The 26,913-nt window shown below is 70.7% G+C and carries 15 protein-coding genes; 6 read left to right on the top strand and 9 right to left on the bottom strand.

The window, feature by feature from the left end:
- Nucleotides 1–15: 15 nt before the first annotated feature.
- From AC3WQZ_RS02650 to AC3WQZ_RS02640, 3 genes are all read right to left on the bottom strand, one after another.
- The gene (locus AC3WQZ_RS02650) at nucleotides 16–3,111 is read right to left on the bottom strand and encodes a non-ribosomal peptide synthetase family protein (protein WP_492299995.1); all 3,096 of its coding nucleotides are present in this window, start codon (nucleotides 3,109–3,111) and stop codon (nucleotides 16–18) included.
- Complete coding sequence (locus tag AC3WQZ_RS02645) at nucleotides 3,104–12,388, bottom strand: amino acid adenylation domain-containing protein (RefSeq protein WP_492299994.1); 9,285 nt, start codon at nucleotides 12,386–12,388, stop codon at nucleotides 3,104–3,106. The genes AC3WQZ_RS02650 and AC3WQZ_RS02645 overlap by 8 nt, the downstream gene beginning before the upstream one ends.
- A 115-nt stretch (nucleotides 12,389–12,503) precedes the next feature.
- Complete coding sequence (locus tag AC3WQZ_RS02640) at nucleotides 12,504–13,565, bottom strand: TauD/TfdA family dioxygenase (RefSeq protein WP_439669180.1); 1,062 nt, start codon at nucleotides 13,563–13,565, stop codon at nucleotides 12,504–12,506.
- Between the two features lie 267 nt (nucleotides 13,566–13,832).
- Between AC3WQZ_RS02640 and AC3WQZ_RS02635 the strand changes: the two genes are divergently transcribed.
- The 4 genes from AC3WQZ_RS02635 to AC3WQZ_RS02620 are packed head-to-tail and all read left to right on the top strand — an operon-like array spanning nucleotide 13,833 to nucleotide 17,097.
- Nucleotides 13,833–14,039: an MbtH family protein gene (locus AC3WQZ_RS02635; protein ID WP_010810192.1), complete on the top strand. Its 207-nt coding sequence runs from the start codon at nucleotides 13,833–13,835 to the stop codon at nucleotides 14,037–14,039.
- Complete coding sequence (locus AC3WQZ_RS02630) at nucleotides 14,036–14,854, top strand: thioesterase II family protein (RefSeq protein ID WP_492299992.1); 819 nt, start codon at nucleotides 14,036–14,038, stop codon at nucleotides 14,852–14,854. Before AC3WQZ_RS02635 ends, AC3WQZ_RS02630 begins: the two co-directional genes overlap by 4 nt.
- The gene (locus AC3WQZ_RS02625; RefSeq protein ID WP_492292568.1) at nucleotides 14,841–15,662 is read left to right on the top strand and encodes a 4'-phosphopantetheinyl transferase family protein; all 822 of its coding nucleotides are present in this window, start codon (nucleotides 14,841–14,843) and stop codon (nucleotides 15,660–15,662) included. The genes AC3WQZ_RS02630 and AC3WQZ_RS02625 overlap by 14 nt, the downstream gene beginning before the upstream one ends.
- 10 nt (nucleotides 15,663–15,672) lie before the next feature.
- Complete coding sequence (locus tag AC3WQZ_RS02620) at nucleotides 15,673–17,097, top strand: diaminobutyrate--2-oxoglutarate transaminase (RefSeq protein WP_010810195.1); 1,425 nt, start codon at nucleotides 15,673–15,675, stop codon at nucleotides 17,095–17,097.
- A 48-nt stretch (nucleotides 17,098–17,145) separates the two neighbouring features.
- Here the strand turns inward: AC3WQZ_RS02620 and aliA are convergent, their stop codons facing one another.
- From aliA to badH, 4 genes are read right to left on the bottom strand one after another with little or no spacing between them, the layout of a single operon-like run.
- Nucleotides 17,146–18,789 (bottom strand): cyclohexanecarboxylate-CoA ligase, encoded by a 1,644-nt coding sequence (gene aliA / locus AC3WQZ_RS02615; protein ID WP_492299990.1) that lies wholly within the window; start codon nucleotides 18,787–18,789, stop codon nucleotides 17,146–17,148.
- A gap of 45 nt (nucleotides 18,790–18,834) precedes the next feature.
- A complete protein-coding gene (aliB, locus tag AC3WQZ_RS02610; RefSeq protein WP_011617414.1) occupies nucleotides 18,835–19,986 on the bottom strand; it encodes a cyclohexanecarboxyl-CoA dehydrogenase in 1,152 nt (383 codons plus the stop codon).
- A 30-nt stretch (nucleotides 19,987–20,016) separates the two neighbouring features.
- A complete protein-coding gene (gene badI, locus AC3WQZ_RS02605; RefSeq protein ID WP_010810198.1) occupies nucleotides 20,017–20,799 on the bottom strand; it encodes a 2-ketocyclohexanecarboxyl-CoA hydrolase in 783 nt (260 codons plus the stop codon).
- A gap of 30 nt (nucleotides 20,800–20,829) precedes the next feature.
- Nucleotides 20,830–21,597 (bottom strand): 2-hydroxycyclohexanecarboxyl-CoA dehydrogenase, encoded by a 768-nt coding sequence (gene badH, locus AC3WQZ_RS02600; protein ID WP_010810199.1) that lies wholly within the window; start codon nucleotides 21,595–21,597, stop codon nucleotides 20,830–20,832.
- 139 nt (nucleotides 21,598–21,736) lie between these two features.
- On the opposite strand from badH, the gene AC3WQZ_RS02595 reads away from it, so the two are divergent.
- Together AC3WQZ_RS02595 and AC3WQZ_RS02590 are read left to right on the top strand one after the other, a co-directional pair.
- Nucleotides 21,737–22,258: a MarR family winged helix-turn-helix transcriptional regulator gene (locus AC3WQZ_RS02595; protein WP_037023415.1), complete on the top strand. Its 522-nt coding sequence runs from the start codon at nucleotides 21,737–21,739 to the stop codon at nucleotides 22,256–22,258.
- A 274-nt stretch (nucleotides 22,259–22,532) separates the two neighbouring features.
- A complete protein-coding gene (locus AC3WQZ_RS02590; protein WP_010810201.1) occupies nucleotides 22,533–22,826 on the top strand; it encodes a GYD domain-containing protein in 294 nt (97 codons plus the stop codon).
- Between the two features lie 77 nt (nucleotides 22,827–22,903).
- Here the strand turns inward: AC3WQZ_RS02590 and AC3WQZ_RS02585 are convergent, their stop codons facing one another.
- Entirely contained in the window at nucleotides 22,904–23,920 is a 1,017-nt protein-coding gene (locus tag AC3WQZ_RS02585) for a zinc-binding alcohol dehydrogenase family protein (RefSeq protein WP_010810202.1), read from the bottom strand.
- A 169-nt stretch (nucleotides 23,921–24,089) separates the two neighbouring features.
- Nucleotides 24,090–26,906 carry a formate dehydrogenase subunit alpha gene (gene fdhF / locus AC3WQZ_RS02580; RefSeq protein WP_010810203.1) on the bottom strand — a complete coding sequence of 939 codons (2,817 nt, stop codon included), beginning with the start codon at nucleotides 26,904–26,906 and terminating at the stop codon, nucleotides 24,090–24,092.
- Nucleotides 26,907–26,913: the final 7 nt, after the last annotated feature.

The raw sequence follows: 26,913 nt of genomic DNA, 5'->3' as shown, positions 1-26,913 counted from the left end.
GATATCGGGGAGCGCTCAGGCGGCCACGGCAGCCTGCGGCGCCGCATTCAGCGCGGTGAGCGCGCGCGCGTCGAGTTCGCCCGCCGTCTCGCCGTGTTCACGCACGGCCGCGGCCAGCGCGTGGGCGGTCGGGTGGTCGAACACCACGCCCGGCGCGATCTCCACCTGCAGGCGCCGGCGCAGCCGCGCCACCAGCTTGATCACCAGCAGCGAATGGCCGCCGAGCGCGAAGAAGTCGCCGTGCGGGTCGACCCGCTCCTGCTCCAGCAGTTCGGCCATCAGCGCGCAGACCAGGGTCTCCACGGCATCCGCGGATGCCGTGGCAGCTTGCGGCGCCGCTGCGGCAATGTCGTCCGGCGATGCGGCCAGCGTGCGCAGCGCCGTGCGGTCGGTCTTGCCGTTCGGCAGCCGCGGCAGCGCAGGCAGCGCGATCAAGCGCGACGGGACCATGGCGTCGGGCAGCATGGCGGCAAGCGCGCGCCGCAGCGCATCCGTGTCGGCGGAGCCGGCCGATGCCGGCACGATGAACGCGCACAGCACGGCTGCGGCGCCGGGGCCGGGCGCGGCACAGACCGCAGCCTGCGCCACCGCCGGTTGGGCCAGCAACGCGGCCTCGACTTCCGCCGGCTCGACGCGGATGCCGCGGATCTTGACCTGCTGGTCGGCGCGGCCCAGCAGTTGCAGGCCGGCGGGGGTGGCGCGCGCCAGGTCGCCGGTGCGGTAGAGGCGCTGCCCTGCCGCGAACGGGTCGTCGACAAACGCGGCGGCGTCCAGGTCCGGGCGGCCGAGGTAGCCATGCGCCAGTTGCGGACCGCCGACGTAGAGCTGCCCGGCCACGCCGGCCGGGACCGGGCGCAGGGCATCGTCCAGCAGCCGCACGCGCGTCGCGCCCAGGGCCCGGCTGAGCGGCGCCGTGGCGGCGGGCCACGCCGGATCCTCCGCGCCGACCGCGTGGACCATGACGCCGATGGTGGTTTCGGTCGGGCCGTAGTGGTTAAAGATCCGGCAGTCCGGCGCGTGGCGGCGCAGCCCCTGCACCAGGCTGGCGGGCAAGGGCTCGCCGCCCAGGATCACGGTGGCGGGCACGGCCGGTGCATCCGTTTCCAGCAGCGCCGCCAGATGCGACGGCACGATCTTGATGGCGTCGACCTCGCGTCCACGCAGGTAACGAGCGAAGGCGGCGGGATGCGCCATGTCGTCATCGCTGGCCACCGCCAGGCACGCGCCCTGCCACAGTGCTGCGAACAGCGTGGTGTTGCCAAGGTCGGCCGCGACCGACGACGTCAGGCCGAGCCGCCGGCACGACGCCAGCGACAGCGCCTCGCACACCGCCGCGGTGTAATGGCTGATCTGCCGGTGGCCGACCACCACGCCCTTGGGCTCGCCGGTGGAGCCGGAGGTGAAGAGCACGTAGGCGGCGTCTTCCTGTGCGCTGGCAAATTCGCCATCAACCTGTGCGGTCTTGGCCAGCAGCGCATCGGCACGGATCACCGTGGCGTTATCGTGGGCAGCCTGCTGCGCGATGGTCAGCACCGGCGCCGACTGCGCCAGCACGCTGCGGCGGCGCGCCTGCGGCCACGCCGGGTCGAGCGGCACATAGGCCCCGCCCGCGGCCCATACCGCCAGCAGGCTCGCCACTAGCGCGCCGCTGCGCGGCAGCGCCAGCGCCACGCGCGTGCCAGGGCCGACGCCAAGCGCGCGCAGCCGTTGCGCGGCGCCTTGCACGGTGCGCTGCAGGCCGGCGTAGTCGAGCACCAGGTCCGCGGCATCGAGCGCGGGTGCATCCGGTGTCTGCCGGGCATGCTGCGCGATGCGTGCGAGCAGGGTCTGCCCCGCATCCACGGGCGTTTCGCCCGTCCAGCACTGCGGCACGCGCAAGGTATCGTCGGCAGGCCATGACAGCGATTCCAGCGGCGTGTCGAGCGCCGCAGGCAAAGTGCCGATCAGTGCCGCCAGATGCGCCAGCACCCACTGCGCGACGCGCGGATGCAGGACGCCTGCGCGCGCATGCAGCGCGAGCGCCGCCATGCCCTGCCCGTCATCGAGTGCCTCGCACACCAGGTCGAATCCGGCCCATGCCGGGCTGGACATCGCCACGCCGGCGGGCGGCAGCGGTGCTACCGCAAACCCGATACGGGGCGCGGCCTCCCCGGGCTGCCAGGCTTCCTGCCACGCGGCGTGGCTGTCGAGCGCGGGCAGCCAGGCGCGCCAGTGCTCGGCCACGCTGCGCTGCGCGTCCCAAGCCACGCTGACCGGCAGCGCCTTGACGAATACGCCGGCGGCATCGGCCATCACGTCGTAGTCGCGGCGGCAATCATGCAGCCAGGCACCGCTGAACACCGGCTGCGCGCACAGGCGCGCCAGCACGGTCCACCAGGCCGCCTGCACCACGCGCTCGGGCGTGGTGCCGAACTGTCGTGCCGATGCGGCCAGCGCCTGCCGGTGCGCGCCATGCAGCGTGTGGCGCCAGGTGTCGCTACCTTGCGCGGCGGCGCTTCCTGCCAGCGCATCGGGGATGCGCAGCGGGGCCGGCAGGCCGGCGGCCTGCGCCTGCCAGTACGCGCGGCCGGCGCTGCCGGTGCCGTCTTCGCCCAGGCGCGCGCCTTGCTGCCAGTCGGCGTATTGCGCGTATTGCAGCGGCAATTCCTCATCGCCATCGATCCGTGCCGGCGCATCCAATGCATCGCGCATGTTTTCGGCAAGCTTCAGCACGGTGCCGCGGTCAGCCGCCAGCGGACTAACCAGCAGCCACAGGGTGGCGCCGCCCGCGGGCAGAGGGCTGATGCAGGCGCGCAGTACGTCGCCGGTGGCCGGGTCGAGCGCAGGCAGCGACGGCGCATCGCCGGGCGCGGCGATGGCCGTGGCGGCACCGTTGGTGCCCGCCTGCGGCACGCAGGCCACCAGCTCGTTGCCATTGTCAATATATGCGGTACGCAGCGACTCGTGCCGCACACGCAGCGCCCCCAGCGCGGCATCCACCGCGGCAGGGTCGGACTGCCCGTGCAGAGCGATCCGCGCCACATGCGCGCGCGGCCCCGGCGTGTCGCGCCATTGCTGCCATGCGGCCTGTTGTTCGGGTGTCGGGGTCCAGGCGGACTGCAGCTCAGGCATCGGCGTTCTCCTGCGGCACCGCGGCGGCATTGCCGTCGGGCTGGGTGCGGTCAAACATATCGCCCATCGCGACGACGATCTTGCGCGGGCCTTCATAGGGGTCGCGGGCGTGCGCGGCCAGCATGTTGTCGAGCATCACCACGTCGCCGCGCTGCCAGTCGAAGCGCACGGCGCAGGCCTCGTACAGTTCGCCTATCAGCTTCATCGCCTCGTCGGGAATCGGCGTGCCGTCGCCGAACATCACATGGCGCGGCATGCGTTCCAGCCCCACCATCTCGAGCAGGTCTTCACGCACGTCTTCCTCCAGGCACGACACGTGGTGCAGCTGCACCTGGTTGAAGAAGCTGCGCTCGCCGGTGACCGGGTGGCTGACGATGGCCGGGCACACCGTGCGGGTCTGCAGGATGTCGCCGTCCAGCCAGCGGCAGTCGATGCCGGCGGCGCGGCATCGCGCTTCCACTTCAGCGCGGTCCTCGGTCTTGTAGAAGTCGCGCCAGTCCACGTCCAGCCGTGGCGTGAAGGTGCGCACATACATGAGCTGCCGGCTGGCGAACTCGGCGGCCAGCGCGGGCGGCAGGCGGCGCAGCAGTTCGCGGCAGTCGACGATGGGGGTGGCGCCGCCGATGGCGGAAGGCAGCTCGCAATAGAACCACTGCTTGCGCGGCCAGCGCTCCAGGTGCGCGCTTTCGTTGTGGTACAGGATCATCTGGCGCTCGGGGTACGGCGTGGAGCGGTAGGTGTTGCGGCCGCCCTCCTTCTTGGGCAGGTCGCCGTAGCTGCCGTACAGGCCGGGATGCATCGCTTCGGCAAAGGCCTCGAAGGCCTGCGGCGTGGGGAGGTCGAAGCCGCGGAAGACGATGCCCGCGTGTTTATGCAGGGTGTCGGCGATCAGCCCGCGCGCCCGGGCGGCCCAGGCGACGGGATCCAGGCCGGGCGCCGCCGGCTCGATCACGATGGGAAAGACCTCACCGGCCCGCAGCGGGCGCAGCCGCACCTGGCTGGCCGGGTCGGCGGCGGACGGAACCGGAGTGGCGGGAGCGAGGGTGGCCGGGCGCGGCCGCGCCAGCGATTTGAGCTGGTCGAGCTTGGCCGCCATGCGTTGGCTGGTTTCCATGTTTCGGGACTCCTCGGGTTTCGGTTGGGTCGGGCGCGCGGCGCCCGGGACAAGTTCGGTGACGTGGTCGACGGGCTGGTCCGGCGCGCGCAGCAGCGCGTCCAGCGTGGCCAGCCACTCGCTGGCAAAGCGCGCCACCGTGGTCCGCTCGAACAACGCTGTGGCGAACACCCAGTCGCCGCGCAGCGCTGCGGCTCCCTGCCCGCCCTCGGGCTCGAGGAACAGCGCCATGTCGAACTTGGAATTGCGCTCCACTGGCGGCAGCATGTCGGCCTGCACGCCGGGCATGGCGAGCTGCCCGGCCGGCGTGTTCTGCAGCACGAACAGCGCCTGCACCAGCGGGTTGCGGCTGCGGTCGCGCGGTACGCCGGCGGCTTCGACGATGCGGTCGAACGGCAGGCCGTCATGCTCGAACGCGGCCAGCACGCCGCGCCGGCAGGCGGCCAGCGTGTCGCGGAAGCTGGCGCCGGCGACGCGCCGGGAGCGCAGCGGCAGCACGTTGACGAAGAAGCCGATCAGGGGCTCCAGCGCCGCCTCGTGGCGGCCGGCAACATCGGTGCCGAGCACCAGGTCGTCCATGCCGGTGACACGGTGCAGCCAGCACTGGAAGCTGGCCAACAGCACGACGAAGGGCGTGACCTGCTCGGCGCGGGCCAGCGCATGCACTTGTGCCATGCGCGCGGCATCGATATGCAGCGGCACGGCATCGCCTTCCATGCGCGCCACCGGCGGGCGGGCGCGGTCGGCCGGCAAGGCCAGCGCCGCCGGCGCGCCGGCGAGCGCGCCGCGCCAGTAGGCGGTCAGCCGGTCGAGCGCGGCGCCGCGCTGCCAGTCGCGTTGCCAGGCGGCGTAGTCGGCGTATTGCAGGGCCAGCGGCGGCAGCGGTGTGACCTGGTCCGGCGCCAGTGCGCGGCGGTAGCCATGGGTGATCTCGTCGACCAGCAGCCCGACCGACCAGCCGTCGGACACCAGGTGGTGCATCGCGACCAGCAGCACGTGTTCCTGCGGGGCGCAGCGCAGCAGCGTGGCGCGCCACAGCGGCGCCTGGTCGAGCGCGAAGGGCCGTGACGCGTGTTCACGCATGGCTTCGCGCAGCGCCGCGTCGCGGGTCTCGGGCGCGAGTGCCTGGAGGTCGGCCACCGGCAGGTCGATGCCTGCGGCAGCACCGATGCTGGCGAACGGTTCGCCGTCGTCGTCGGGATAGGCGGTGCGCAGGACCTCGTGGCGAGCGGCCACGGCGGCCAGGGCCTGGCGCAGCGCAGCGACATCCAGCGGCCCGCGCAGGCGCAGCGCGCCGGCCATGTTGTAGGCGGCACCGGCATTGCCCTGCAGGCGCTCGACCAGCCACAGCCGTTGCTGCGCCAGTGATACCGGCATGCGTGCAACGCGAGGCACGGGCACCAGCGCCGGGATCGCCGCCGCGGGCGCCGCCGTGGCCAGGCGCGCGGCAAAGTCGCGCAGCACCGGGGCTTCGAACACATCGCGCAGCGCGGCCTGTGCGTGGCCGGCGGCACGCAAGCGCGCGACCACGCGGGTGGCGATCAGCGAATGGCCGCCGAGGCGGAAGAAATGGCTGTCGCGGCCAACGCGCACGCCGGGCAGCAGTGCCTCCCAGATTTCCGCCACGGCTTGCTCGACCGGGTTGGCCGGGGGATCGCCCTCCTCGCCGGCGGCTGCCACCTGCGGCGCGGGCAGCGCCTTGCGGTCGATCTTGCCGTTGGCGTTGAGCGGCCAGGCCGGCATGCGCACCCACGCGGCCGGCACCATGTAGGCCGGCAGCCGCGCCGCGACGCTGGCGGCAAGCTCGGCTTCCAGCACGGCCTGGCCGGCTCCTGGCTGCCAGTAGGCCGTCAGCCATTCGCTGCCGGCGGCCTGGTACACCGTCACCAGCGCCTGGCACACGGCGGGATGCGCGGCCAGCACGGCCTCGATCTCGCCCAGCTCGATGCGGTAGCCGCGCAGCTTGACCTGGAAGTCCTTGCGGCCCACGTATTCCAGCACGCCGCCGGCCTGCCAGCGGCCGAGGTCGCCGGTCAGGTAGCGGCGGCTGCCCGGGGCGCCGGTCGGATCGGGCACGAAGGCGGCCGCGGTGCGGCGCGGGTCGGCCAGGTAGCCCCGGCCCACGCCAGCGCCGGCCACCGCGACCTCGCCGATCACGCCGGGTGCGGCCAGGTTGCCGTCGGCATCGAGCACCTGCAGCACGGCATTGGCGGTGGGACGGCCGATCGGCACGGGGTCGCTGCCCTGCCCCAGGCTATCGGCAGACAAGGGGTGGAAGGCCACGTCGTCCGAGCATTCCGCGGGCCCGTAGGCATTCATCAGCGGCACCGCCGGATAGCGCCCGAACCACGCGCGCGCGGTCGCGGGCGGCAGCGCCTCGCCGGTGGGCAGCACCCAGCGCAGCGCCGGCAGCGGCGCGTCGCGGCCCTCCGCGGCCTGGCAGTCCAGCACAGCTTGCAGCAGCGACGGCACCGGTTCGAACAGCGTGACGCCGCGCTGCGCGAGCAGCGCCGTCAGCGCGGACGGATCGCGCACCACGTCGTCGGCGACGACCTCCACGCGGGCGCCGAACAGCGGCGCGGCGAGCGCCTGCCATACCGAGATGTCGAAGCACGGCGGCGCGGTCTGGGCGATCACGTCGCCCTCGCCCAGCCCGAGCGGCACCACCTTGGCCAGCATGTTGTTGAGCATGCCGGCGCGCGTGACCATCGCGCCCTTGGGTACGCCGGTCGAGCCGGAGGTGAACAGCACGTAGGCGAGCTGGGCGGGGTGCGAGGATGTGGGTAGTGCCGTCGTTCCCGCGGCGGAGGCCTCTACGGCTGCCAGCGTCCGGGCGCCTGCGATCCCTGCCTCGGCGAGCGCGGCGGCGCCTGCAGCATCGGTCAGCACCTGCGCGGGGCGCGCCTGTGCCAGCACCTGCTGCCAGCGTGCCGGGGGATGGCTGACGTCAAGCGGCACCCAGGCCGCGCCTGCGCGCAGTATTCCGGCCAGCGCGACCAGCCAGTCGAGCCCGCGCGGCAGCAGCACTGCGACGACGTCATCCTGCGCCACGCCCGCGGAACGCAGGCCCCCGGCGAGCCGGCCGGCACGTTGCCACCAGTCGCCATAGGTCAGTGCGGCATCGCCGCAGCGCGCCAGCACGCGCTCCGGATGCGCGGCGACGCGGCACGCCACGCGCTGTACGTAGTCGTCGTGCAGGGCTGCCTGCGAGACGCTGGTGTCATCGCTGGCGCCCCAAGCCTGCAGCCGCGTGCGCGTGGCGGCGTCAAGCAGATCGACGGCACCGACATGCGCCGCGCCCTCGGCCAGCGATGCCAGCGCGGCCGCGTACGCGTCCATCCATTGCGCGAGGCGTCCCGCCTCAACTCGGCCGGCATCGCAGGTGAAGCGGACGGTGAAGCGACGATCGGGCATCACTTCCAGCGTCAGGCCGTAGTGGGTCTGCTCGATGTTGTCGTGCTGGCGCAGGCGCAGGCACGCCACCTCGCGCGCCCGGTCGTTCAGGTCGGGCAGGTTCTGGAACACCATCAGCGTGTCGAACAGCGCGCCACCGGTACCGGCCTGCGCCTGGATCTCGGCCAGCGCGGCATGTTCGAACTCGCGCATGGCGACGCCGGCTTGCTGGGTAGCCTGCAGATAGTCCGTCACCGCCAGCGGGCCGCGCGGACGCAGACGCAGCGGCAGTGTGTTGATAAACACGCCCAGCATGCGCTCGGCGCCGTCGAGGCCCGGGGGCCGGCCGGCCGAGGTCACGCCGAAGACGATATCGTCGCTGCCGCAATGGCGCGCCAGTACGATGCCCCACGCCGCCTGCATCACAGTGTTGAGGGTGACGCGATGCGCGGCGGCCAGCGCGCGCAGGCTGGAATCGAGTCCGGCCGGCAGCACCAGGTTGCGGCACAGCGGCACCGCGCTGTGGTTCGCGGCCGCCGGCGCGATGCCCGGCAGCACGGTGGGACCGGGCAGGCCGGCGAAGGCCTCGCGCCAGAAGGCCTGCCGCGCCGTCGCGGGTTGCGCGGCGAGCCAGGCGATATAGTCGCGATACGGCCGGCGCGGCGCCGGCGCGTGGGCCGGATCGGCGTAGCGGGCCAGCGCCTCGTCGAGCAGTTGCACCGAGCCCCAGCCGTCGACGATCAGGTGGTGCCGGCTCCAGACCAGCCACCATCCCTGCTCGCCGGTGCGCAGCAGTGCCAGCCGCATCAGCGGCAGCGCAGCCGGGTCGAAACCACGCGCGCGGTCGGCGCGGCACCAGGCTGCCAGACGCTCGGCCAGCGCCGGGCCGTCTTCGCCGCGCCAGTCCTCGACGGCCACGGGCAGCGTGGCGCGGGCATGCACGCATTGCAGCGCGCGGTCGCCGCAACCGGCTTCGCCCGGCGCGATAAAGGTGGTGCGCAGGATCGGGTGGGCGTCGAGCAGCGCCTGCCACGCGGCGGCCATCCGCGCCGGGTCGAGCGGCCCGTCGATTTCCAGCACCAGTTGGTTGACATAGGCGCCATTGCCGCCGTCGCGCAGGTGGTGGAACAGCAGCCCTTCCTGCAGCGGCGACAGCGGATAGGCATCCTCGATGCCGCCCTGCGCGGCGCGCAGGCGCTCCAGTGCTGCCGCGTCGCGACCGCTCAGCGCAAATGGCTGTGCCACGGCCGGCGTCGCAGCGGGAGCGGCGGCAGGTTGTGCGCGCGCGGCGAGATGCGCCGACAGGCGCGCCAGCGTCGGGTGCGCGAACAGGTCCCTGGGCGCCAGCATCAGCTGCTGCGCGCGGGCCTTGGCCACGATCTGCAGCGCCAGGATGGAATCGCCGCCGAGCGCAAAGAAGTCGGCGTCGCGGTCGATCTCGTCGCGCTGCAGGATCTCGCGCCAGAGGGTGCGCAGCGTCTGCTCGATGGCAGCGGTTGCGTCGGCCGGTGCGGCGCCCGCGCGCAGTGCGGCGGCCAATGCCGAGGGCGTGGGATGGGCGAACAGCAGCTTGGGGGTCAGCGCCAGACCGGCCTGGCGCGCTTGCGCGACCAGCTGCAGCCCGAGGATGGAGTCGCCGCCGAAGGCGAAGAAGTTGTCGTCGGCGCTGACGGCATCGCGCCCGAGCACGCTCGCCCACAGGCGCGCCAGCGTAGCCTCGGTGTCATCCTGCGGTGTAGCGCGGACGGGCGCGGCGACCTCATCGGGCACCGGCGGCAAGGCCTTGCGATCGACCTTGCCGTTGCGCAGTCGCGCGAAGGCGTCGCACTGCACGAAGGCCGCCGGCAGCATCGGCGCCGGCAGTGCGGCAGCCATGGCGGTGCGCAACGCGGCCAGGTCGAATCCGTCGGCGGGCACGAGATAGGCGACCAGCCGCAGCCCTTCGCCTGCGGGCGAGGGCTGCGCCAGTACCACCGCATCACGCACGTGCGGCGCCTGGCGCAGCCAGGCTTCGACTTCGCCGGGTTCGACGCGGAAGCCACGGATCTTGACCTGGGCATCGGCACGGCCGAGGAAGACGATGGCGCCGTCATCAGTCATGCGCACGCGGTCGCCGGTGCGGTACAGGCGGCCGCCGGGCTGGAAGGGATCCGGCACGAAGCGTTCGGCGCTCAGCGCCGGGCGGCGCAGGTAGCCGCTCGCGACGCCGGCCCCGCCGACGTAGAGCTCGCCTGCCGCGCCGCGCGGCACGGGATTCAGGTGCCGATCCAGCACGTAGGCGCTGACGCCGGGCAGCGGGCGGCCGACCGGAATCGCACCCTGCGCTCCGCCCGATGGCACCGCGTGCGTCAGGCAGCCAACCGTGGTTTCGGTGGGCCCGTAGTGGTTGACCACGCGGCAGGCCGGATGCAGCGCCTGCACGCGCGCCACCAGCGCCGCATCCAGCGCCTCGCCGCCGAACACCAGGCATTGCCGCGGCACCAGCCGCGCCGGATCGGCGACGGCCAGCAGTGCGCGCAGGTGCGAGGGCACGATCTTCAGGCAATCGACCGGCCGCGCCGCCAGCGCGCTGGCGAGGGCCTCGGGGTCTTCGCCCAGCCCATCGTCCAGCACGCGCAGCGTGTGGCCGCCCAGCAGCGCGCCGAACCAGGCGGTGTGACCCAGGTCCGCTGTCACGGAGGACAGCGACGCCATCGACGATCCCGCCGGCAGGGCCAGCGCGTGCAGCACGCCAGCGGCGTAGTGCGCAAGGTTGCCTTGCGTCACCACCACTGCCTTGGGCGTGCCGGTCGAGCCGGAGGTGTAGATCAGGTAGGCCGGCTGGGCGGGCACGGCAGCGGGCCATGTCGCCGGGAGAATTGCGGCATCTGCTCGCAGGGATACGGCATGCCAGCCGGCATCGGGCAACACGTCCGCCAGCCACTGCGGCTGCCCCCCCTCGCCCACTACCGCTTTCAGGTCCGCATCTGCCGCCAGTTGTGCCAGCCGCGCGGCGGGCATGGCTGCGTCGAGGCACAGGAACGCGGCGCCCGCTTTCCACGAGGCGAGCATGGCCACGGCCATGCCAGCGCCTCGCGGCAGCAGCAGGCCGACCACGTCGCCGGGGCGCACGCCACCTTGCTGCAATCGCGAGGCAAGCGCGTCAGCGCCGGCGTCGAGCGCACCGTAGGACAACTGCGCATCGGCAGCGTCTACCGCGAGGCGCTCCGGATGCGCGCGCACGCCGGCCTCGAAGGCCGCCAGCGCTGTGGCGTGGACCTGCGTTGCGGCACCACTGGCCTGCGCATGCGAAAGCACCGCCGCATCGAACAAGGACAGATCACCGACACGCACTTCGGCGTTGTCGAGCACCACGTCCACCGCAACCCGCAGCGCCGCGATCAGCCGCAGCACTGCCTCCGGGGCAAAGCGGTCAGCGTCGTAGCGCCACTGGCCGCGCAGGCGTTCGCCTTCGTCCTGCCAGCGCAGGTTCATGTCGTTGGCCGCGCCGCGCTGCGTGGCCAGGTATTCGCGCACCAGGTAGCGGCCCAGCACCTTGCGCGGACCCACCGGCACGAAGGTCATCATATGCCGGAACAAGGGCCCCAGGCTGCGATCCGCGCCGCCCATGCGCGCCAGCGGATATTGCTGGTGGCGCAAGGCGCCGCGCATCTGGCGGGCGCAGTCGCGCACCACCGTGGCAAAGGCCGGGTTGGCGGAGAAATCCGCGCGCAGCGGCACGGCGTTGAGCGTATAGCCGATCAGGTCGGCATGCTGCGCGCCGGAGCGTCCGGCCGTGGGCGTGCCGACGAGGAAGTCGTCCTCGCCGCTGGCCCGGTGCAGCACGGTCTTGAACAGCGCCAGCATCACCACGAAGACGCTGACCTCGAGCCGCGCGGCCAGGTCGCGCAGGCCCTGCGTCTGTTGCGCCGTCAGGTGGAATTCAATCTCGGCGCCGCGCAGGCGGGGCTCGACAGCGCGCTCGCCGGCCAGGGCCGGCGCCGCGGGCGCGTCCTCGAGTACGCTGTCCCAGAAGGCGCGCAGCGATGCACCACGCGGCCCCGCCAGCAACTGGCGCTGGCGCACCAGCCAGTCGCGGTAGCGGCCCACCTGCGACGCCATCGGCGGACTGGCCGGGTCCTTGGCACGCAGCGCTTCGTAGGTCGCAAGGATCTGGTCGCAAACCGTCTCGAAGCCGAGATAGTCGCCGGCGATATGGTGCATGCCGGCACACATCCACATGCGCTCGGTGCCGTCGGCCTGGCGCGAGACCAGGAAGCGGAAGCGGCAGACCTGGCCCGCGTCGGGGTCGAACGGCTCGTCCGCTTCGCGCTCGAACCAGGCCATCAGATCGGCCTCGGCAAGGCCGTCGACGCGCGTCAGCGAAACCTCGGCTTCAAAGCCGGCCGGCCGCGCCATCACGATCTCGCCGTCCTCGTCCAGGTAGGCGCTGTGCAGCGCCTCGTGGCAATCCACCACATGGCGCGCGGCCTGCTCCAGCAGGTCGAAGCGCAGCCCCGGCGCCAGCTCGATCGTGAACACCATGTTGTACGCGGCGCTGTGCGGATGGCGGCGATGGAAGGCCAGCAGCGCCAGTTGCCCGGGGCCGGCGGGATAGCGGTCGAAATAGCCGGGATGCGCGGCCAGCCAGGCATCGGCCTCGGCGGCGCGCGTGGCGAGCAGCGCAGCCGCGGCGTCCAGCGCCTCAGCGCTGGCGGCGCAGTCATCGGCCACGCGCCAGCGCCCGTCCAGCAGGCGCAGGCGCACGCCATCGGCGCGCAGAGTTCGCATCAGGGCGCCGGTTTCTGCCGGCAGGGAAGCTACGGAAGACGACATGGCGAAAACGTTGGAGATGACAAGGCCCTGGCCCGCAGGGCGGCCAGTGGGCATCGGGACGGCGGCGGGATCAGCCCAGGCCGGGCGGCGCGGACTCGGCCATGGCGACGATCACGCGGCGCGGGCCGCTGAAGGTGCCGCGCCCGTGGGCGGCCAGCATGTTGTCGAGCATCAGCACATCGCCCTGCTGCCAGGGGAAGCGCACGGTGCAGTCGTCGAGGGTGGCGCGGATGGTGGCAAGGGCGTCGTCCTCCAGCGGCGCGCCGTCGCCGTAGACGACATTGCGCGGCAGTTCGTCGACGCTGCCGACCACGGCGAGCAGGGCCTCGCGCACGTGGGGCGCGAGCCCCGAGACATGGAACAGGTGGGCCTGGTTGAACCACACCATCTCGCCGGTCACCGGATGCCGCGCGACGGCCTGGCATAGCTGGCGCGTGCGCAGCTCGCCGTCGGCCTTCCATTCGAAATCGATCCGCTGGGCGCGGCAGAAGCGCTCCACCTGCGCGCGGTCATCGGTGTTGAAGGCGCGTTGCCAGCTCAGGTCGAGGCCGTTGCCGTAGTTGCGCACGTACATCAGGCGGCGCGCGGCAAAGCGCTCGCGGATGACCGGGTCCAGGCGCTGGTAGACCAGCCGGCTGTCGGCGATGGGCGTCTCGCCGCCCGTCTCGCTCGGCTGCACGCAATGGAACCAGATCTTCATCGGCCATTGCAGCGTGTACGACTGCTCGTTATGCAGCGGGATGACCTGGTGCGCCGGGTATTCGGTGGAGGTATAGACGCCCTCCTTCACCTGCGAGCGCGGCGTCGAGCCGAACTCATAGCTCAGCAGCGGATGGCCGAAGGCGCTGGCGAAGGCGCGGAAATCCGAGTCATCGTCAAAACGGAAGCCTCGGAACAGCACGCCGCCAACGCGCGGCAACTGTTCCGCGGCGATCGCGGCCATGGCGCCGAACTGGCGGCGCCAGTCGGTGTCGCCGTCGGGCGTGACCACCAGTGGCAGCGCGCTGTGCGCAAACATCGGCGCGGTGCGCGGCGCGCCCGCCTTTGCTGTCGATGCGGTGGCAGCCGTGCCGGGGCCGCTGCGATGGTCCGCATGGAGGTCGGCGATGGTAGCGGTCGTGTCCAAATCCATATCCCTGTTGCCTCGCTGGGTTCGTTCGCGCTTGCCGCACGGCGCCGGAAGGCGTTGCAGCGGGGCCATAGGCGGGAGGGGCGCGGCCACGCGAACAATGTCTGCACATTGGATGGAAGGCGAGTCTACCGGAAATATTTACGAATGGAAATACAAATCATTATCATTTACGATACAGCCTTCGACGTTTTTGTTGTCTTCAACGTTTTCCTTGCCGGCGCGGCGCCGACTGCGACGGCAACTCAAACCACCTGAAGGAGCACAGCCATGAGCTGGGATCATCCCGACACGCGTTTCCACGTCGTCCGCAACGATGAAGGCCAGTATTCGATCTGGCCCGACTACAAGCCCGTACCGGCAGGATGGGCCAGCGTGGGCTTCCAGGGCAGCCGCGACGAGTGCCTGGCGCATATCGAGACGGTCTGGACCGATATGCGTCCGCTGAGCCTGCAGCGCGCGCTGGCCGGCGCATGAGCCCCGCGCAGCCGATGCGCGATCCCTGGTACGCCGTGATGCCGGGCCGCAGCGGGCCGGCTGCCGGCGATCGCGTGCGCCTGTACTGCCTGCCCTATGCCGGCGCCGGCCATACCGCGTACCACGGCTGGCGCGCCGCGCTGCCTGCCGCGATCGAGCTGGCGCCGGTATGCCTGCCCGGACGCGGCACGCGCACTGCCGAACCGCATGGCGCATCGATCCATGCGCTGGCCAGCGCGCTGGCCGCCTCGATCGCGCGCGCGGCCCGAGCCGAAGCGCCGCGCTTTGCGCTGTTCGGCCACAGCATGGGTGCGCTGCTGGGGTTCGAGACCGCGCGCGTGCTCGAGACCGTGCATGGCCTCTCCCCTGCCGCGCTGGTGGTGTCCGGGCGCGGCGCGCCCGCGCTGCCGTCGGCACGGCCGCCGTTCAGCAGCCTGCCGGACGGCGCCTTTGCCGACGTCATCGCCGCCATGGGCGGCATGCCGGCCGAGATCCGCGAAACGCCGGAAGCGCTCGCCTTCTTCCTGCCCGTGCTGCGCGCGGATATCGCGTTGTGCGAGGCCTGGCGCTACCGTCCCGGCCCGCGGCTGGGCTGTCCGGTCACCGTGCTCGGCGGCAGGGACGACGTCCACGCCCCGCCCGCGATGCTGGCGGCGTGGCGCGACGAGACCCTGCACGACTGCAGCCACCGGCTATTCGCGGGCGAGCATTTCTTCCTGCATGAAGCGGCGCAGGACGTGCTGGACGCGGTCACAGAAGCCGTACTCGGTTGCGCGATCCGCACCGCCGGAGACCACGGCCATGCTCTCGCCTGACATGGCCGCGCCAGCGCACGGCGAGATCCACGTCTGGCACGTGGCAGTCGACGCCGCGGCAGACCTGTCCACGTTATCAGCAGATGAACGCGTGCGCGCCGCCGCGTTCCGGCAGCCCGCCGACCGCGCCCGCTTCACCGCGGCGCGCTCGGCCCTGCGCGCGATCCTGGGGCACTGCCTGCGCATGGCGCCCGACGCCGTGTCGCTGGTCGCCAACGCTTTCGGCAAGCCCGAACTCGGCGGCAAGGACACAACGGCCCTGCAGTTCAACGTCAGCCACAGCGGCACGCGCGCCGTGATTGCCTTGTCATGCGAGCCGGTCGGGATCGACATCGAAGCCTGGCGCGCCGACATGTCGTGGCCCGCCTGGCACGACAGCGCGGCCGTGGCCTGCGCCCCCGACGAAATTCGCTGGCTGAGCGCGCTGGCGCAGCGCCAGCCGCAGGACGCCATGCTCGCCTTCCTGCGCCTGTGGACCGCCAAGGAAGCGTGCAGCAAGGCCGTCGGCACCGGGCTGTCGGCTGCGCCGCAATCGGTACGCGTGGCGCTGCCGGCGTGCGCTGCCTGCGTGCCGCCGCTGGCGCGCGCCGGGGCCGACCTGCGCGTCTGGCATATCCACGATGCGTGTGGCCAGCCCGATCACGATACCCGCTACGTTGCCAGCCTGGCCACGCCACTGGCCGCCGCGCGCGTCGTGCACCGGCAGTATCCGCCGCGCGAGCTGCCTGCGCGCGCGGCCAACCCAACTTGTCCGGCAGCCTCGATGCCGGGCCCCGCAGTCAACGTCCCTGTTCAACGCCCCCGTTAGGAACGACACCATGACGCCTCCCTCGCTCGCCACGCATGCCCACGGCCAACCCGCGCCGTTCTCGGCTGGCGCCTTCGTCCGGCAAGCGCCCATCCGGCTCGACGACAACCCCTACCTGCAGCGCCAGTCCGCGCGCGAGTCCAACGCCCGCTCCTATCCGCGCCGCATCCCGCTGGCGCTGGAACAGGGCTATGGCGTGTATTTGCGCGATACCAGCGGCCAGCTCTTCATCGACTGCCTGGCCGGCGCCGGCACGCTGGCGCTCGGCCACAACCACCCGGCAGTAGTGCGCGCGCTGCGCGACACGCTCGACAGCGGCCTGCCGCTGCATACGCTGGACCTGGCCACGCCGGTCAAGGACCGCTTTATCGACGACCTGTTCGGCCTGCTGCCGCCCGAGTTCGCCGCGCGCGCCCGTATCCAGTTCTGCGGCCCGACCGGCGCCGACGGCATCGAGGCAGCGCTCAAGCTGGCCAAGACCGCCACCGGACGCCATACGGTGCTGAGCTTTGCCGGCGGCTACCACGGCATGACGCACGGCACGCTGGCGCTGATGGGCAACCTCGGCCCCAAGGCGACGCTGGGTGCGCTCGGCGGCAGCGTGCAGTTCCTGCCCTACCCGTATGACTACCGCTGCCCGTTCGGCCTGCGCGGCGACGCCGGCATCGACGCGGGCCTGCGCTATATCGAGCAGATGCTGGCCGACCCGGAGTCCGGCGTGCTGCCGCCGGCGGCGGTGGTGGTGGAAGCGGTACAGGGCGAAGGCGGCGTGATCCCCGCGCCCGCGCGCTGGCTGCGCGAACTGCGCCGCATCACGCGCGAGCACGGCATCGCGCTGGTGCTCGACGAAGTGCAGACCGGGCTCGGCCGCACCGGGCGCATGTTCGCGTTCGAGCATGCCGGCATCGTGCCGGACGTGCTGGTCCTGTCCAAGGCGATCGGCGGCAGCTTGCCGATGTCGGTGGTGATCTACGACAGCGCGCTCGACGCGTGGCAACCGGGCGCGCACGCCGGCACCTTCCGCGGCAATCAGCTGGCGATGGCGGCGGGCTCCGCCACCATCCGCACCCTGGTCGCGCAAGGCATCGTCGCCCATGCCGAGACCATGGGCCAGCGCCTCGCCACGCGGCTGCGGCAGTTGCATACCGCGTGCCCCGCGATCGGCGAAGTGCGCGGGCGCGGCCTGATGATCGGGGTGGAACTGATCGACGAACGTGCCGAGGCCGATGCGGTGGGCGCCTACCCGGCCGACGGCACCTTCGCGCGCACGGTGCAACGCGAATGCCTGCAGCGCGGGCTGATCGTCGAACTGGGCGGCCGCCACGGCGCCACGGTGCGCTTCCTGCCACCGCTGGTCATCGGCGAGACCGAGATCGACCTGGTGGCCGAGTTGTTTGGCGACGCAGTCAGCGCGGCGCACAAGCAATGCCGCTGAGCGCTTGCGCGCCATTCCGCGGTGGCCGGGGCCACCGCGGAACCAGCTTCAGGACGCGTCACCGCGCAGCATCTCGCGCAGCCGGAATTTCTGGATCTTCCCGGCGGGCGTGGCCGGCAAGGCGTCCCGCACCACGAGCTTCTCGGGGATGTACTGCAGCGCCATTTTCTGCGCCTTGAGCCAGTCCACCATCGCCGCCTGGTCGAACGGCTGGCCGGCGCGCGGTACCACGAAGGCGCAGGCGCGCTCGCCCAGGCGCTCGTCGGGATAGGCGACGATGGCCACCTGGGAGACCGCGGGATGGCGGTACAGCAGGGTCTCGACCTCCAGCACGGGGATGTTCTCGCCGCCGCGGATGATCACGTCCTTGCTGCGCCCGGCGATGCGCAGGTAGCCGCTGGCATCCAGCCGTGCGAGGTCGCCGGTGTCGAACCAGCCGTCGGCATCGGTGCCGTTGAGCTGCGGGCGCTTCAGGTAGCCACCGAAGTTGGAACAGGCGCGCACCAGCAGGCGGCCGGTTTCGCCGGGCGGCACGTCGGCGTCGGTGCCGTCCAAGATGCGTATTTCGACGCCTGGCAGCGGACAGCCGTCGGTGGTCGAGGCGCGCGCGTCGCTGTCATCCGGCAGCGTGGTGGTAACCGCACCGTTCTCCGTCATGCCCCAGGCCGATACGATCTTCGCGCCGAGCGCCTCGCGGGCGCGCTCGACCAGCGCGCCGGGAATCGGCGCACCGGCGCACAGGAAGATGCGCAGGCTGGGAACCGGCGTGCCGGACTCCGCCACCACACGCGCCAGATCGGTCAGGAACGGCGTCGAACCCATGGTGAAGGTCACGCCCTCCTCGCGGATCAGCGCGGCCGCGCGCGCCGGGTCCCAGATGTCTTGCAGCACAGCATGCGCCCCCAGCAACACCGGCATCAGCAGTCCATACATGAAGCCGGTCTGGTGCGCCATCGGCGACGCCATCAGCACCACATCGTCGCTGGTCAGGCGCAGCCGTTCGGCGTAGGCGACGATGTTGGAGAACAGCGTGTTGGCGCTATGCATCACGCCCTTGGGCTCGCCGGTGGTGCCGGAGGTGTAGATCAGCTGCGTGACGTCGTCCGGGCCGGGACAGCTGCGCAGCAGGATGTTGGCGGCATCGGGCTCATATTCCCAGGCGGGACCGCTAAGCAGTGCTTCAAAGCTGTCCGCGCCATCACCGCCGGCAACAACGATGTGGCGCAGCGCCGGCAATGCCTCGCGCAAACCCTGCAGCATCTGGGCATGGCCGAAGCCGCGGAACAGCTGCGGCACCACCGCCACCTTGCATTGCGCATGCGCCAGCATGAACGACAGCTCGCGCTCGCGGAAGATCGGCATCAGCGGGTTGAGCACCGCGCCCAGCCGCGAGCAGGCGAGATACAGCACAGTCAGGTGCCAGCCGTTCGGGAGCTGGCATGACACCACATCCTGCGCGCCGATGCCGAGGCGGCTGAGACCCATCGCTACCCGGTCCGCCATCCGGGCCAGTTCGCGCCAGGAGAAGCGTGTCATGCTGCCGCTGTCGAGGCTCAGCGCCGTCAGCGCTGGGGCGTCGGGCCGGTCGCGCACGCAGGCGGCCAGGTAGTCGTTGACGGTGCGGTCATGCCAATGCCTGGCGGCAATGCTGGCGGCACGGCGCGGCGCGATCAGTACGGCGTCGAAATCCATGGGTCTCTCCTCTTTATCGGACGGCTCGGCGGTCGTGGCGCCGCTTCAGGCCGGTACGGCTTCGCGCCCCGCGCGCGTGCGGGCAATGATGGTCTTCATGATCTGTGCCGTGCCGTCGCCGATCTGGAAGCCCAGCACATCGCGCAGGCGCTGCTCCATCACGCCGCGGTCATAACCACCGTGGCCGAACGACAGCAGGCACTGGTGCACCACGTCGTACGCCAGCCTGGGCGCCCACCACTTGCACATCGCCGCCTCGGCGGTATGCGGCAGGCCACGGTCCTTGAGCCACAGCGTCTGCAGGCACAGCAGGCGCGCGCCCTGCACCTGGGTCTCGAAATCGGCCAGCGGATGCGACACGCCCTGGAAGGCCGACAGCGGCTTGCCGAAGGCCTGGCGCTCGGCCACGTAGGCCCAGGTCTCGTCCAGCGCGGCCTGCGCCACCGCCAGCACCTGCAGGCCGATCAGCGCGCGCGAGAAGTCGAAGCCCTGCATCACCTGCACGAACCCCTCCCCCTCCTTGCCGAGCAGGTGGCTGGCCGGCACGCGCACGTTCTCGAAGAAAATCGAGCCGCGCCCGATGGCGCGCTGGCCGTGGCAGTCGAAGCGGTTGCGCGTGATGCCCGGCAGGTCCATCGGCACCAGCAGCGCAGACACGCCGCGCGCGCCGGACTCGACGGTGCCGCTGCGGGCAAAGACCACCGCGGCATCGGCCTGGTCGGCGGCGGAGATCGAGGTCTTCTCGCCGTTGAGCACGTAGACGTCGCCATCGCGCTCCATGCGCAGGCGCAGGCTGGCCGCGTCGGAGCCGCCGCGCGGCTCGGTCAGCGCGATTGCCAGCAGCGCCTCGCCGCGCGTCAGGCGCTGCAGCCACGGTCCGGCGATTTCCGGCTGCGCATGGTGCGCCAGGATCTGGCCATTGAGCGACGCGAGCAAGTTGATGTACGACAGGCTCAGGTCGGCACGCGCCACGGCTTCATGGATCACGCCGGCGGCCAATGAGCCCATGCCCTGCCCGCCATACTGCTCCGGCAGTTCGGGCGCGATAAAGCCCATCTCGCCCATTTCGCGCATCAGCGCGCGGTCCAGCACGCGGGTGCGGTCGCGCTCCAGGTAGCCGGGCGCCACGCGCGCATCGGCAAAGCGGCGCGCGTGCTCGGCCAGCGCCGTCAGGTCTTCGTCAAGATAGGGATTCATGGTGGTCTCCGCTGGTTCGGACGGCACGGCTTACTTCGCGTACTTGCGGAACTCGGGCTTGCGCTTTTCCTGGAAAGCGCGCACGCCTTCGCGCGATTCCTCGGTGTCGTAATAGAGCTTGAGCGCGTACATACCCATGCCGGCGATGCCGCTCTGGTGCGCGGTATCGAGATTGAAGGAGCGCTTGGCAATGGCGATCGCGGTGGGACTCTTCTCCATGATCTCGTCGCACCACTTCTGTACCTCGGCATCGAGCTGCTCGTGCGGCACCACCGCATTGACCAGCCCCATCGCCAGCGCTTCCGCGGCCGGGTAGCGGCGGCACAGGTACCAGATCTCGCGCGCCTTCTTCTCGCCCACCACGCGCGCCAGGAAGGCGGTGCCGTAGCCCGGGTCGACCGAACCGACCTTGGGCCCGACCTGCCCGAATACGGCCTTGTCCGACGCGATGGTGAAATCGCAGATCGTGCACAGCACGTTGCCGCCGCCCACGGCATAGCCCTGCACGCGCGCGATCACCGGCTTGGGCACGTCGCGGATGGCGTTGTGCAGTTCTTCCATCGGCAGGCCGATGGTGCCGCGGCCGTCGTACTGGCCCTCGTGCGCGGACTGGTCGCCGCCGGTGCAGAAGGCCTTTTCGCCGGCACCGGCCAGCACGATGGCGCCGATCTCGCGGTCATAGCCGGCGCGGTTGATGGCGTGGATCAGTTCGTCGCAGGTGCGGCCGCGGAAGGCGTTCATCTTTTCCGGGCGGTTGATGAGGATCCAGGCGGCGCCGTTGCGCACTTCGTACAGGATGTCTTCGTATTGCATGGTGGTCTCCGTTTTCTGGTGTTTGCTTGCTCAGCCGTTCATGGTCAGGCCGCCCGACACGCTCAGCACCTGGCCGGTGATAAAGCCGGCGTCGTCGCTGGCAAAGAACAGCACCGCGCCGGGCAGGTCGTCGGGCTGGCCGATGCGGCCCAGCGGGATCGAGCGGGTAAAGGCTTCCACCAGCTTCTCGGGGTTGCCCGCACCCTGCTTGTAGTCTTCGAACAGCGCGGTCTCGGTCGGCCCTGGGCACACCACGTTGGCGGTGATGCCGTGGCGCGCATGTTCGCGGGCAATCGTCTTGGAGAACGACACCAACCCACCCTTGCATGCGGCATAGACCGCCTCGCCGGACGAACCCACGCGCGCCGCGTCCGAGGCAATGCTGACGATGCGTCCGCGCCGGCGCGCGACCATGCCCGGCAGCACCGCGTGGTGCATGTGCAGCGCGCCGATCAGGTTGATGGCGATCAGCCGATCCCATTGCGCGGGCTCGGTCTTGATGAACGGCTTGAACACATCCCAGCCGGCGTTGTTGACCAGCACGTCCACCGGGCCCAGGCCCTGCTCCACTGCCGCCACCGCGGCATCCACGCTGGCGCGCTCGGTGATGTCGCAGCGGATCGCCAGCGCCCGCCCGCCAGCCTCGCGGATCTGGCCGGCGACGCGCTCGGCCGCTTCCGGGTTAAGGTCGAGTACGCCCACCGCCGCCCCGGCGCGCGCAAAGCGCAAACACGTTGCACCGCCGATACCACCGCCACCACCGGTCACGATGACCGTCTTGCCTTCAAGTCCTTGCACAGCGTTCTCCTTTCAGGATTCCGGTGCTATCGTGCCGGCCATGACGCCGTCACATCGCACCGCCAATTAGGTAAATATATTTACCTATAATAGGAGGCAGCCATTGCCTGCGCAAGACGCCAACACTGTGAAAAAGACTATGGTTAACCCGGACTTAGAAGTAGAACTCCCCACAAACGCGCGCATGGAACTGGCCAACCGGCTTTTCTTCCGGCTATACCAATGCGCAAATATGTTGCATAAAACGGGATCACGAGCCGTCGAGGCAGAGGGCCTGACGACGCAGCAGTGGGCCGTGCTCGGCGCGTTGTCGCGTCCGGAAGCCGCCGATGGCATGAGCGTGGGCGACCTGGCCCGCTACCTGATGGTGAGCCGGCAGAACCTGTCAGGACTGGTCAGCCGGATGGAACGCGACGGCCACGTCACGCTGGCCCCGGACGGCCGCGACCGCCGCTCACGGCTGATACGGATGAGCGAACCGGGCCGGGAGGTCTGGCTGCACCAGGCGCAGCCGAAGATCCGGGCCTATTACGAGCAGGCGCTGACGGGGTTTTCTACCAATGACCTGACGCACACGCTGCATTACCTGCTCAAGTTGCTGGACAACATGCGTGCGCTCGACACGCCCGACAGCGCAGACGGTGGCAGCCCAGGGGACTGAGTCGCACGCAGTATCGCAACTGAAACACACCGGCACACACCGGCCGGCTGGAACAGCCGAGCGCGCGTCCGCGATCCGCATCCTGGCCTGCCGCGCCGACTGGCGCGCAATATGCGTTGGCATGAAGTTGCTCAGACATCGCGAGCATCAACGGTGAGGCGCCATGCCATTCGCGCCTCGCCACGCCCCGAAGCCCTGAACCACTGCCCCGGCCGCTTGCCCCATGCACGCCGCCGGGACGGCGACCGATCCAACCATAACCGGAGGTCCCGCCATGACCCGCTACATCGTGCTAGCCAGCTTCACCGACCAGGGCATCCGCACCGTCAAGGACACCACCAAGCGCGCGGCCGCCGTGCGCGAGATGGGGGCACGCCTGGGCGTGCAGATGAAAGACATCTACTGGACGCTGGGCGAATACGACATCGTGCTCACCGTCGAAGCGCCCGACGACGAGACCATGACCAGCTTCGGGCTGACCATCGGCGCAGCCGGCAACGTGCGCACCCAAACCCTGCGCGCCTTCAATAGCGACGAGATGCAGAGCATCCTCGGCAAGATGGGCTGACCCCTGCCCCGGGAACGCGCAACGCCCGCCGGGACATCCCGGCGGGCGTTGTCGTTTGCCGGGCGCGGCACGCCGGCTCAGAACCCTTCCAGCACCAGCTTGCCGATAGTGCGCCCGCCTTCCAGCATGGCGTGCGCGCGCCGCAGGTTCTCCGCATTGATGCGCCCCAGGTTCTCGCCCAGCGTGGTCTGCAGGCGCCCGGCATCGACCAGCCGCGTGACCTCGTTAAGCAGACGATGCTGCGCGACCATGTCGGGCGTGCTGTACATGGCGCGCGTGAACATGAATTCCCAGACGAAGGTGGCGCTCTTGTTCTTGAGCAATTCCACCGGCAACGGCCGCGTGTTTGCGACGATCGTGCAGATCTTGCCCTGCGGGGCGACCACTTCAGCCATCGCCGGGAAATGCCCGTCGATATCGTTGAAGCAGAGGATGTAGTCGACCTCGGCAAATCCCAGCGCCTTCAGCTGCGCCGGCAGGTCGCCGCGATGGTCAACCGTATGGTCGGCGCCAAGGCGGCGGCACCATTCCTGCGACTCGGGCCGCGACGCGGTGGCGATCACGGTCAGCCCGGCCAGCACCTTGGCCAGCTGGATGCCGATCGAGCCCACGCCGCCCGCGCCGCCGATGATCAGCACCGGGCGCCCGGCGTGATCCCCATTGGGCGAAATGCCCAGCCGGTCGAACAGAGCCTCCCAGGCGGTGATCGCCGTCAGCGGCAGCGCCGCCGCGTTGGCGAAATCCAGCGAGGCAGGCTTGTGGCCGACGATGCGCTCATCGACCAGGTGGAACTCGGCGTTGGAGCCGGACCGAGTGATGCTGCCCGCGTAGTAGACCGGGTCGCCGACCTTGAACAGGGTCACCTCCGGCCCCACGGCGGCCACCGTGCCGGCCGCGTCCCAGCCCAGCACGCGCGGCGCGGGCTCTACCTGCGCCTTGGGCGCGCGCACCTTGGTGTCGACCGGGTTGACCGAGACGGCCTCAACCTTCACCAGCAGGTCGCGGCCGCCGGGGCTGGGCATGTCGATCTCCACGTCTTGCAGCGAACGCGGGTCGGAGATGGGCAGGTACTGGGTCAGGCCGATGGCTTTCATGGCGGGCTCCGGGTTGTGTAGGGAATGAACCGAAGCGTAGCCTGTCACGATTGATTTGATTAGCCGGAAGCTACAGCAATCAATTTCCCGAAACTCCGGATAATCACCCAACAAAAAGGGCCGCCTGCGCTACCCGCGCAGACGGCCCCGCCAGGGCTTGCCGTCGGCCCTACACCGCCGCCAGGATCTGCCCGCCGCCGTAGCTCGACTGCTCCGGCGGCGCGCCGCCCAGTGCCATCTTCACCGCGCAGTACTTGAACTCCGGGATCTTGCCGAAGGGGTCCAGTGCCGCATTGGTCAGCTTGTTGATCGCCGCCTCGTAATAGCAGAACGGCACGAACACCGCCCCGCGCGGCGTGCCGGCGTCGGCCCGCGCGTACAGCGTGACTTCGCCGCGGCGCGATGCCAGCGTGACCACGTCGCCCGGCTTGCCGCCCAGCGCGTCCAGGTCCAGCGGGTGCACCAGCGCCACCGGATCGGGCTCGATCGCATCCAGCACGCCGGCGCGCCGCGTCATGCTGCCGGTGTGCCAGTGCTCGAGCTGGCGGCCGGTGATCAGCACCATCGGGTAGTCGATATCGGGCCGCTCGGCTGCCGGGATGATGTCGGCCGGCACGAAGCGCCCCCGGCCGCTGGCGGTCGGGAAGCTGTCGATAAAGATCACCGGTTCGCCCGGGTCGCCCTCTTCCTTGCACGGATAAGTCACGGCGTGTTCGCGCTCCAGCCGCTCCCAGGTCACGCCGCCGATGCTGGGCATGGCCTGGCGCATCTCGTCGAAGACCTCGGCCACGCCGTCGTAGTGCCAGTCCAGCCCCAGCTGCGCCGCCATCTGCTGGATGATCCACAGGTCCTGGCGCGCCTGCCCCGGCGGGTTCAATGCCTGGCGGCCGAGCTGGACGGTGCGGTCGGTGTTGGTGAAGGTGCCGGTCTTCTCCGGGAAGGCCGAAGCCGGCAGCACCACGTCGGCCAGGTAGGCGGTCTCGGTCAGGAAGATGTCCTGCACCACCAGGTGGTCGAGCGAGGCCAGCGCCTCGCGCGCATGCTCGGCGTCGGGGTCTGACATCGCCGGGTTCTCACCCATGATGTACATGCCGCGCACCTCGCCGCGCTCGATCGCCTGCATCACCTCGACCACGGTCAGGCCGGGCTGGCGGTCCAGCGGCATGCCCCACAGCGCCTCGAAGCTGGCGATCGCCACGGGATCGTCCACGCGGCGGTAGTCCGGGTACATCATCGGGATCAGGCCGGCATCGGACGCGCCCTGCACGTTGTTCTGGCCGCGCAGCGGATGCAGGCCGGTGCCGGGGCGGCCGATCTGGCCGGTCATCAGCGCCAGCGCGATCAGGCAGCGCGCGTTGTCAGTGCCGTGCACGTGCTGCGACACGCCCATGCCCCACAGGATCATCGAGGCCTTGGACGTGGCATACAGCCGCGCCACCTCGCGGATGACTTCGGCCTCGATGCCGCACACCGGCGCCATCAGTTCCGGGCTGTACGCCGCGACATTGCGCTGCAGCTCGTCAAAGCCGATGGTGCGGCTGTCGATGAAGTCCTGGTCCACCAGGCCCTCGGTGACGATGACATGCATCATCGCGTTGAGCAGCGCCACGTCGGCATCGGGCTTGAACTGCATGAAGCGATGGGCAAAGCGCGCCAGGTCCGAGCGGCGCGGATCTGCCACGATCAGCTTGGTGCCGTTCTTCACCGCATTCTTGATCCAGCTGGCCGCGACCGGGTGGTTCACGGTCGGGTTGGCGCCGATCACGATCACCACCTCGGCCTTGTCGACATCCATCACCGGGTTCGATACCGCGCCCGAGCCGATCCCCTCCAGCAGCGCCGCCACCGACGAGGCATGGCACAGCCGCGTGCAGTGGTCGACGTTGTTGCTGCCAAACCCGGTGCGCACCAGCTTCTGGAACAGGTAGGCCTCTTCATTGCTGCCCTTGGCCGAGCCAAACCCTGCCAGCGCGCGCTTGCCGTGGGTGTCGCGGATCTGCGCGAGCTTGCCGCCAGCCAGCGCCAGCGCCTCTTCCCAGGTGGCCTCGCGGAACACGTCCATGACGTGGTCCGGATCCATGACGAAATCGCCCTGCTTGGGCACGCCTTCGCGGCGCACCAGCGGCACCGTCAGGCGCTGCGGATGCTGCACGTAGTCAAAACCGTAGCGGCCCTTCACGCACAGCCGCTCGTGGTTGGCCGGGCCATCGCGCCCTTCCACGAACAGGATGCGGTTGTCCTTGATGTTGTAGGTCAGCTGGCAGCCCACGCCGCAGTACGGGCAGACCGAGTCCACCTGCTTGTCCGGCACCGCCAGCGCGGCGTCGCGCGCGGGCATCAGCGCACCGGTCGGGCAGGCCTGCACGCATTCGCCGCAGGCCACGCAGGTCGACGCGCCCATGGGGTCGTCCATGTCGAACACGATGCGGGCTTCGTCGCCGCGCAGGGCCAGGCCGATCACGTCGTTGACCTGCTCGTCGCGGCAGGCACGCAGGCAGCGCGTGCACTGGATGCAGGCATCCAGGTTGACGGCGATGGCCGGATGCGACAAATCCGCCGCCACGCGTTCGCGCGGGGCAAAGCGCGGCTTGCCGACCTCCAGCTTCGCGGCCCACTGGTCCAGCTCGTTGTGGCGGGTGTAGTCGGTCTCGGGCATGTCCGACTGCAGCAGTTCCAGCACCGTGCGCTGGGCGCGGCGGGCGCGCTCGGATTCGGTCTGCACCTGCATGCCCTCGGCGGGATAGCGGCAGCAGGACGGGGCCAGCACGCGCTCGCCCTGGATCTCGACCATGCAGGCGCGGCAGTTGCCGGCGGGCTCCAGGCCGTCCTTGTAGCACAGGTGCGGCACGTCGAAGCCTTCGCGCTGGGCCACCTTGAGCAGGCTTTCGCCGGGCTGGGCGCTCACCTCGCGGCCATTGAGCGTGAAGGTGACGGCTGGCTCGGCGGATTCGACAAGCGCGCGTTCGGCGCGGGTCAGTGCATTCATGTCAGTC

The sequence above is a fragment of the Cupriavidus sp. FW305-26 genome (assembly GCF_058787975.1).
Note: the sequence above shows the minus strand (reverse complement) of the source record. Positions and strands in the feature narration are given on the sequence as shown.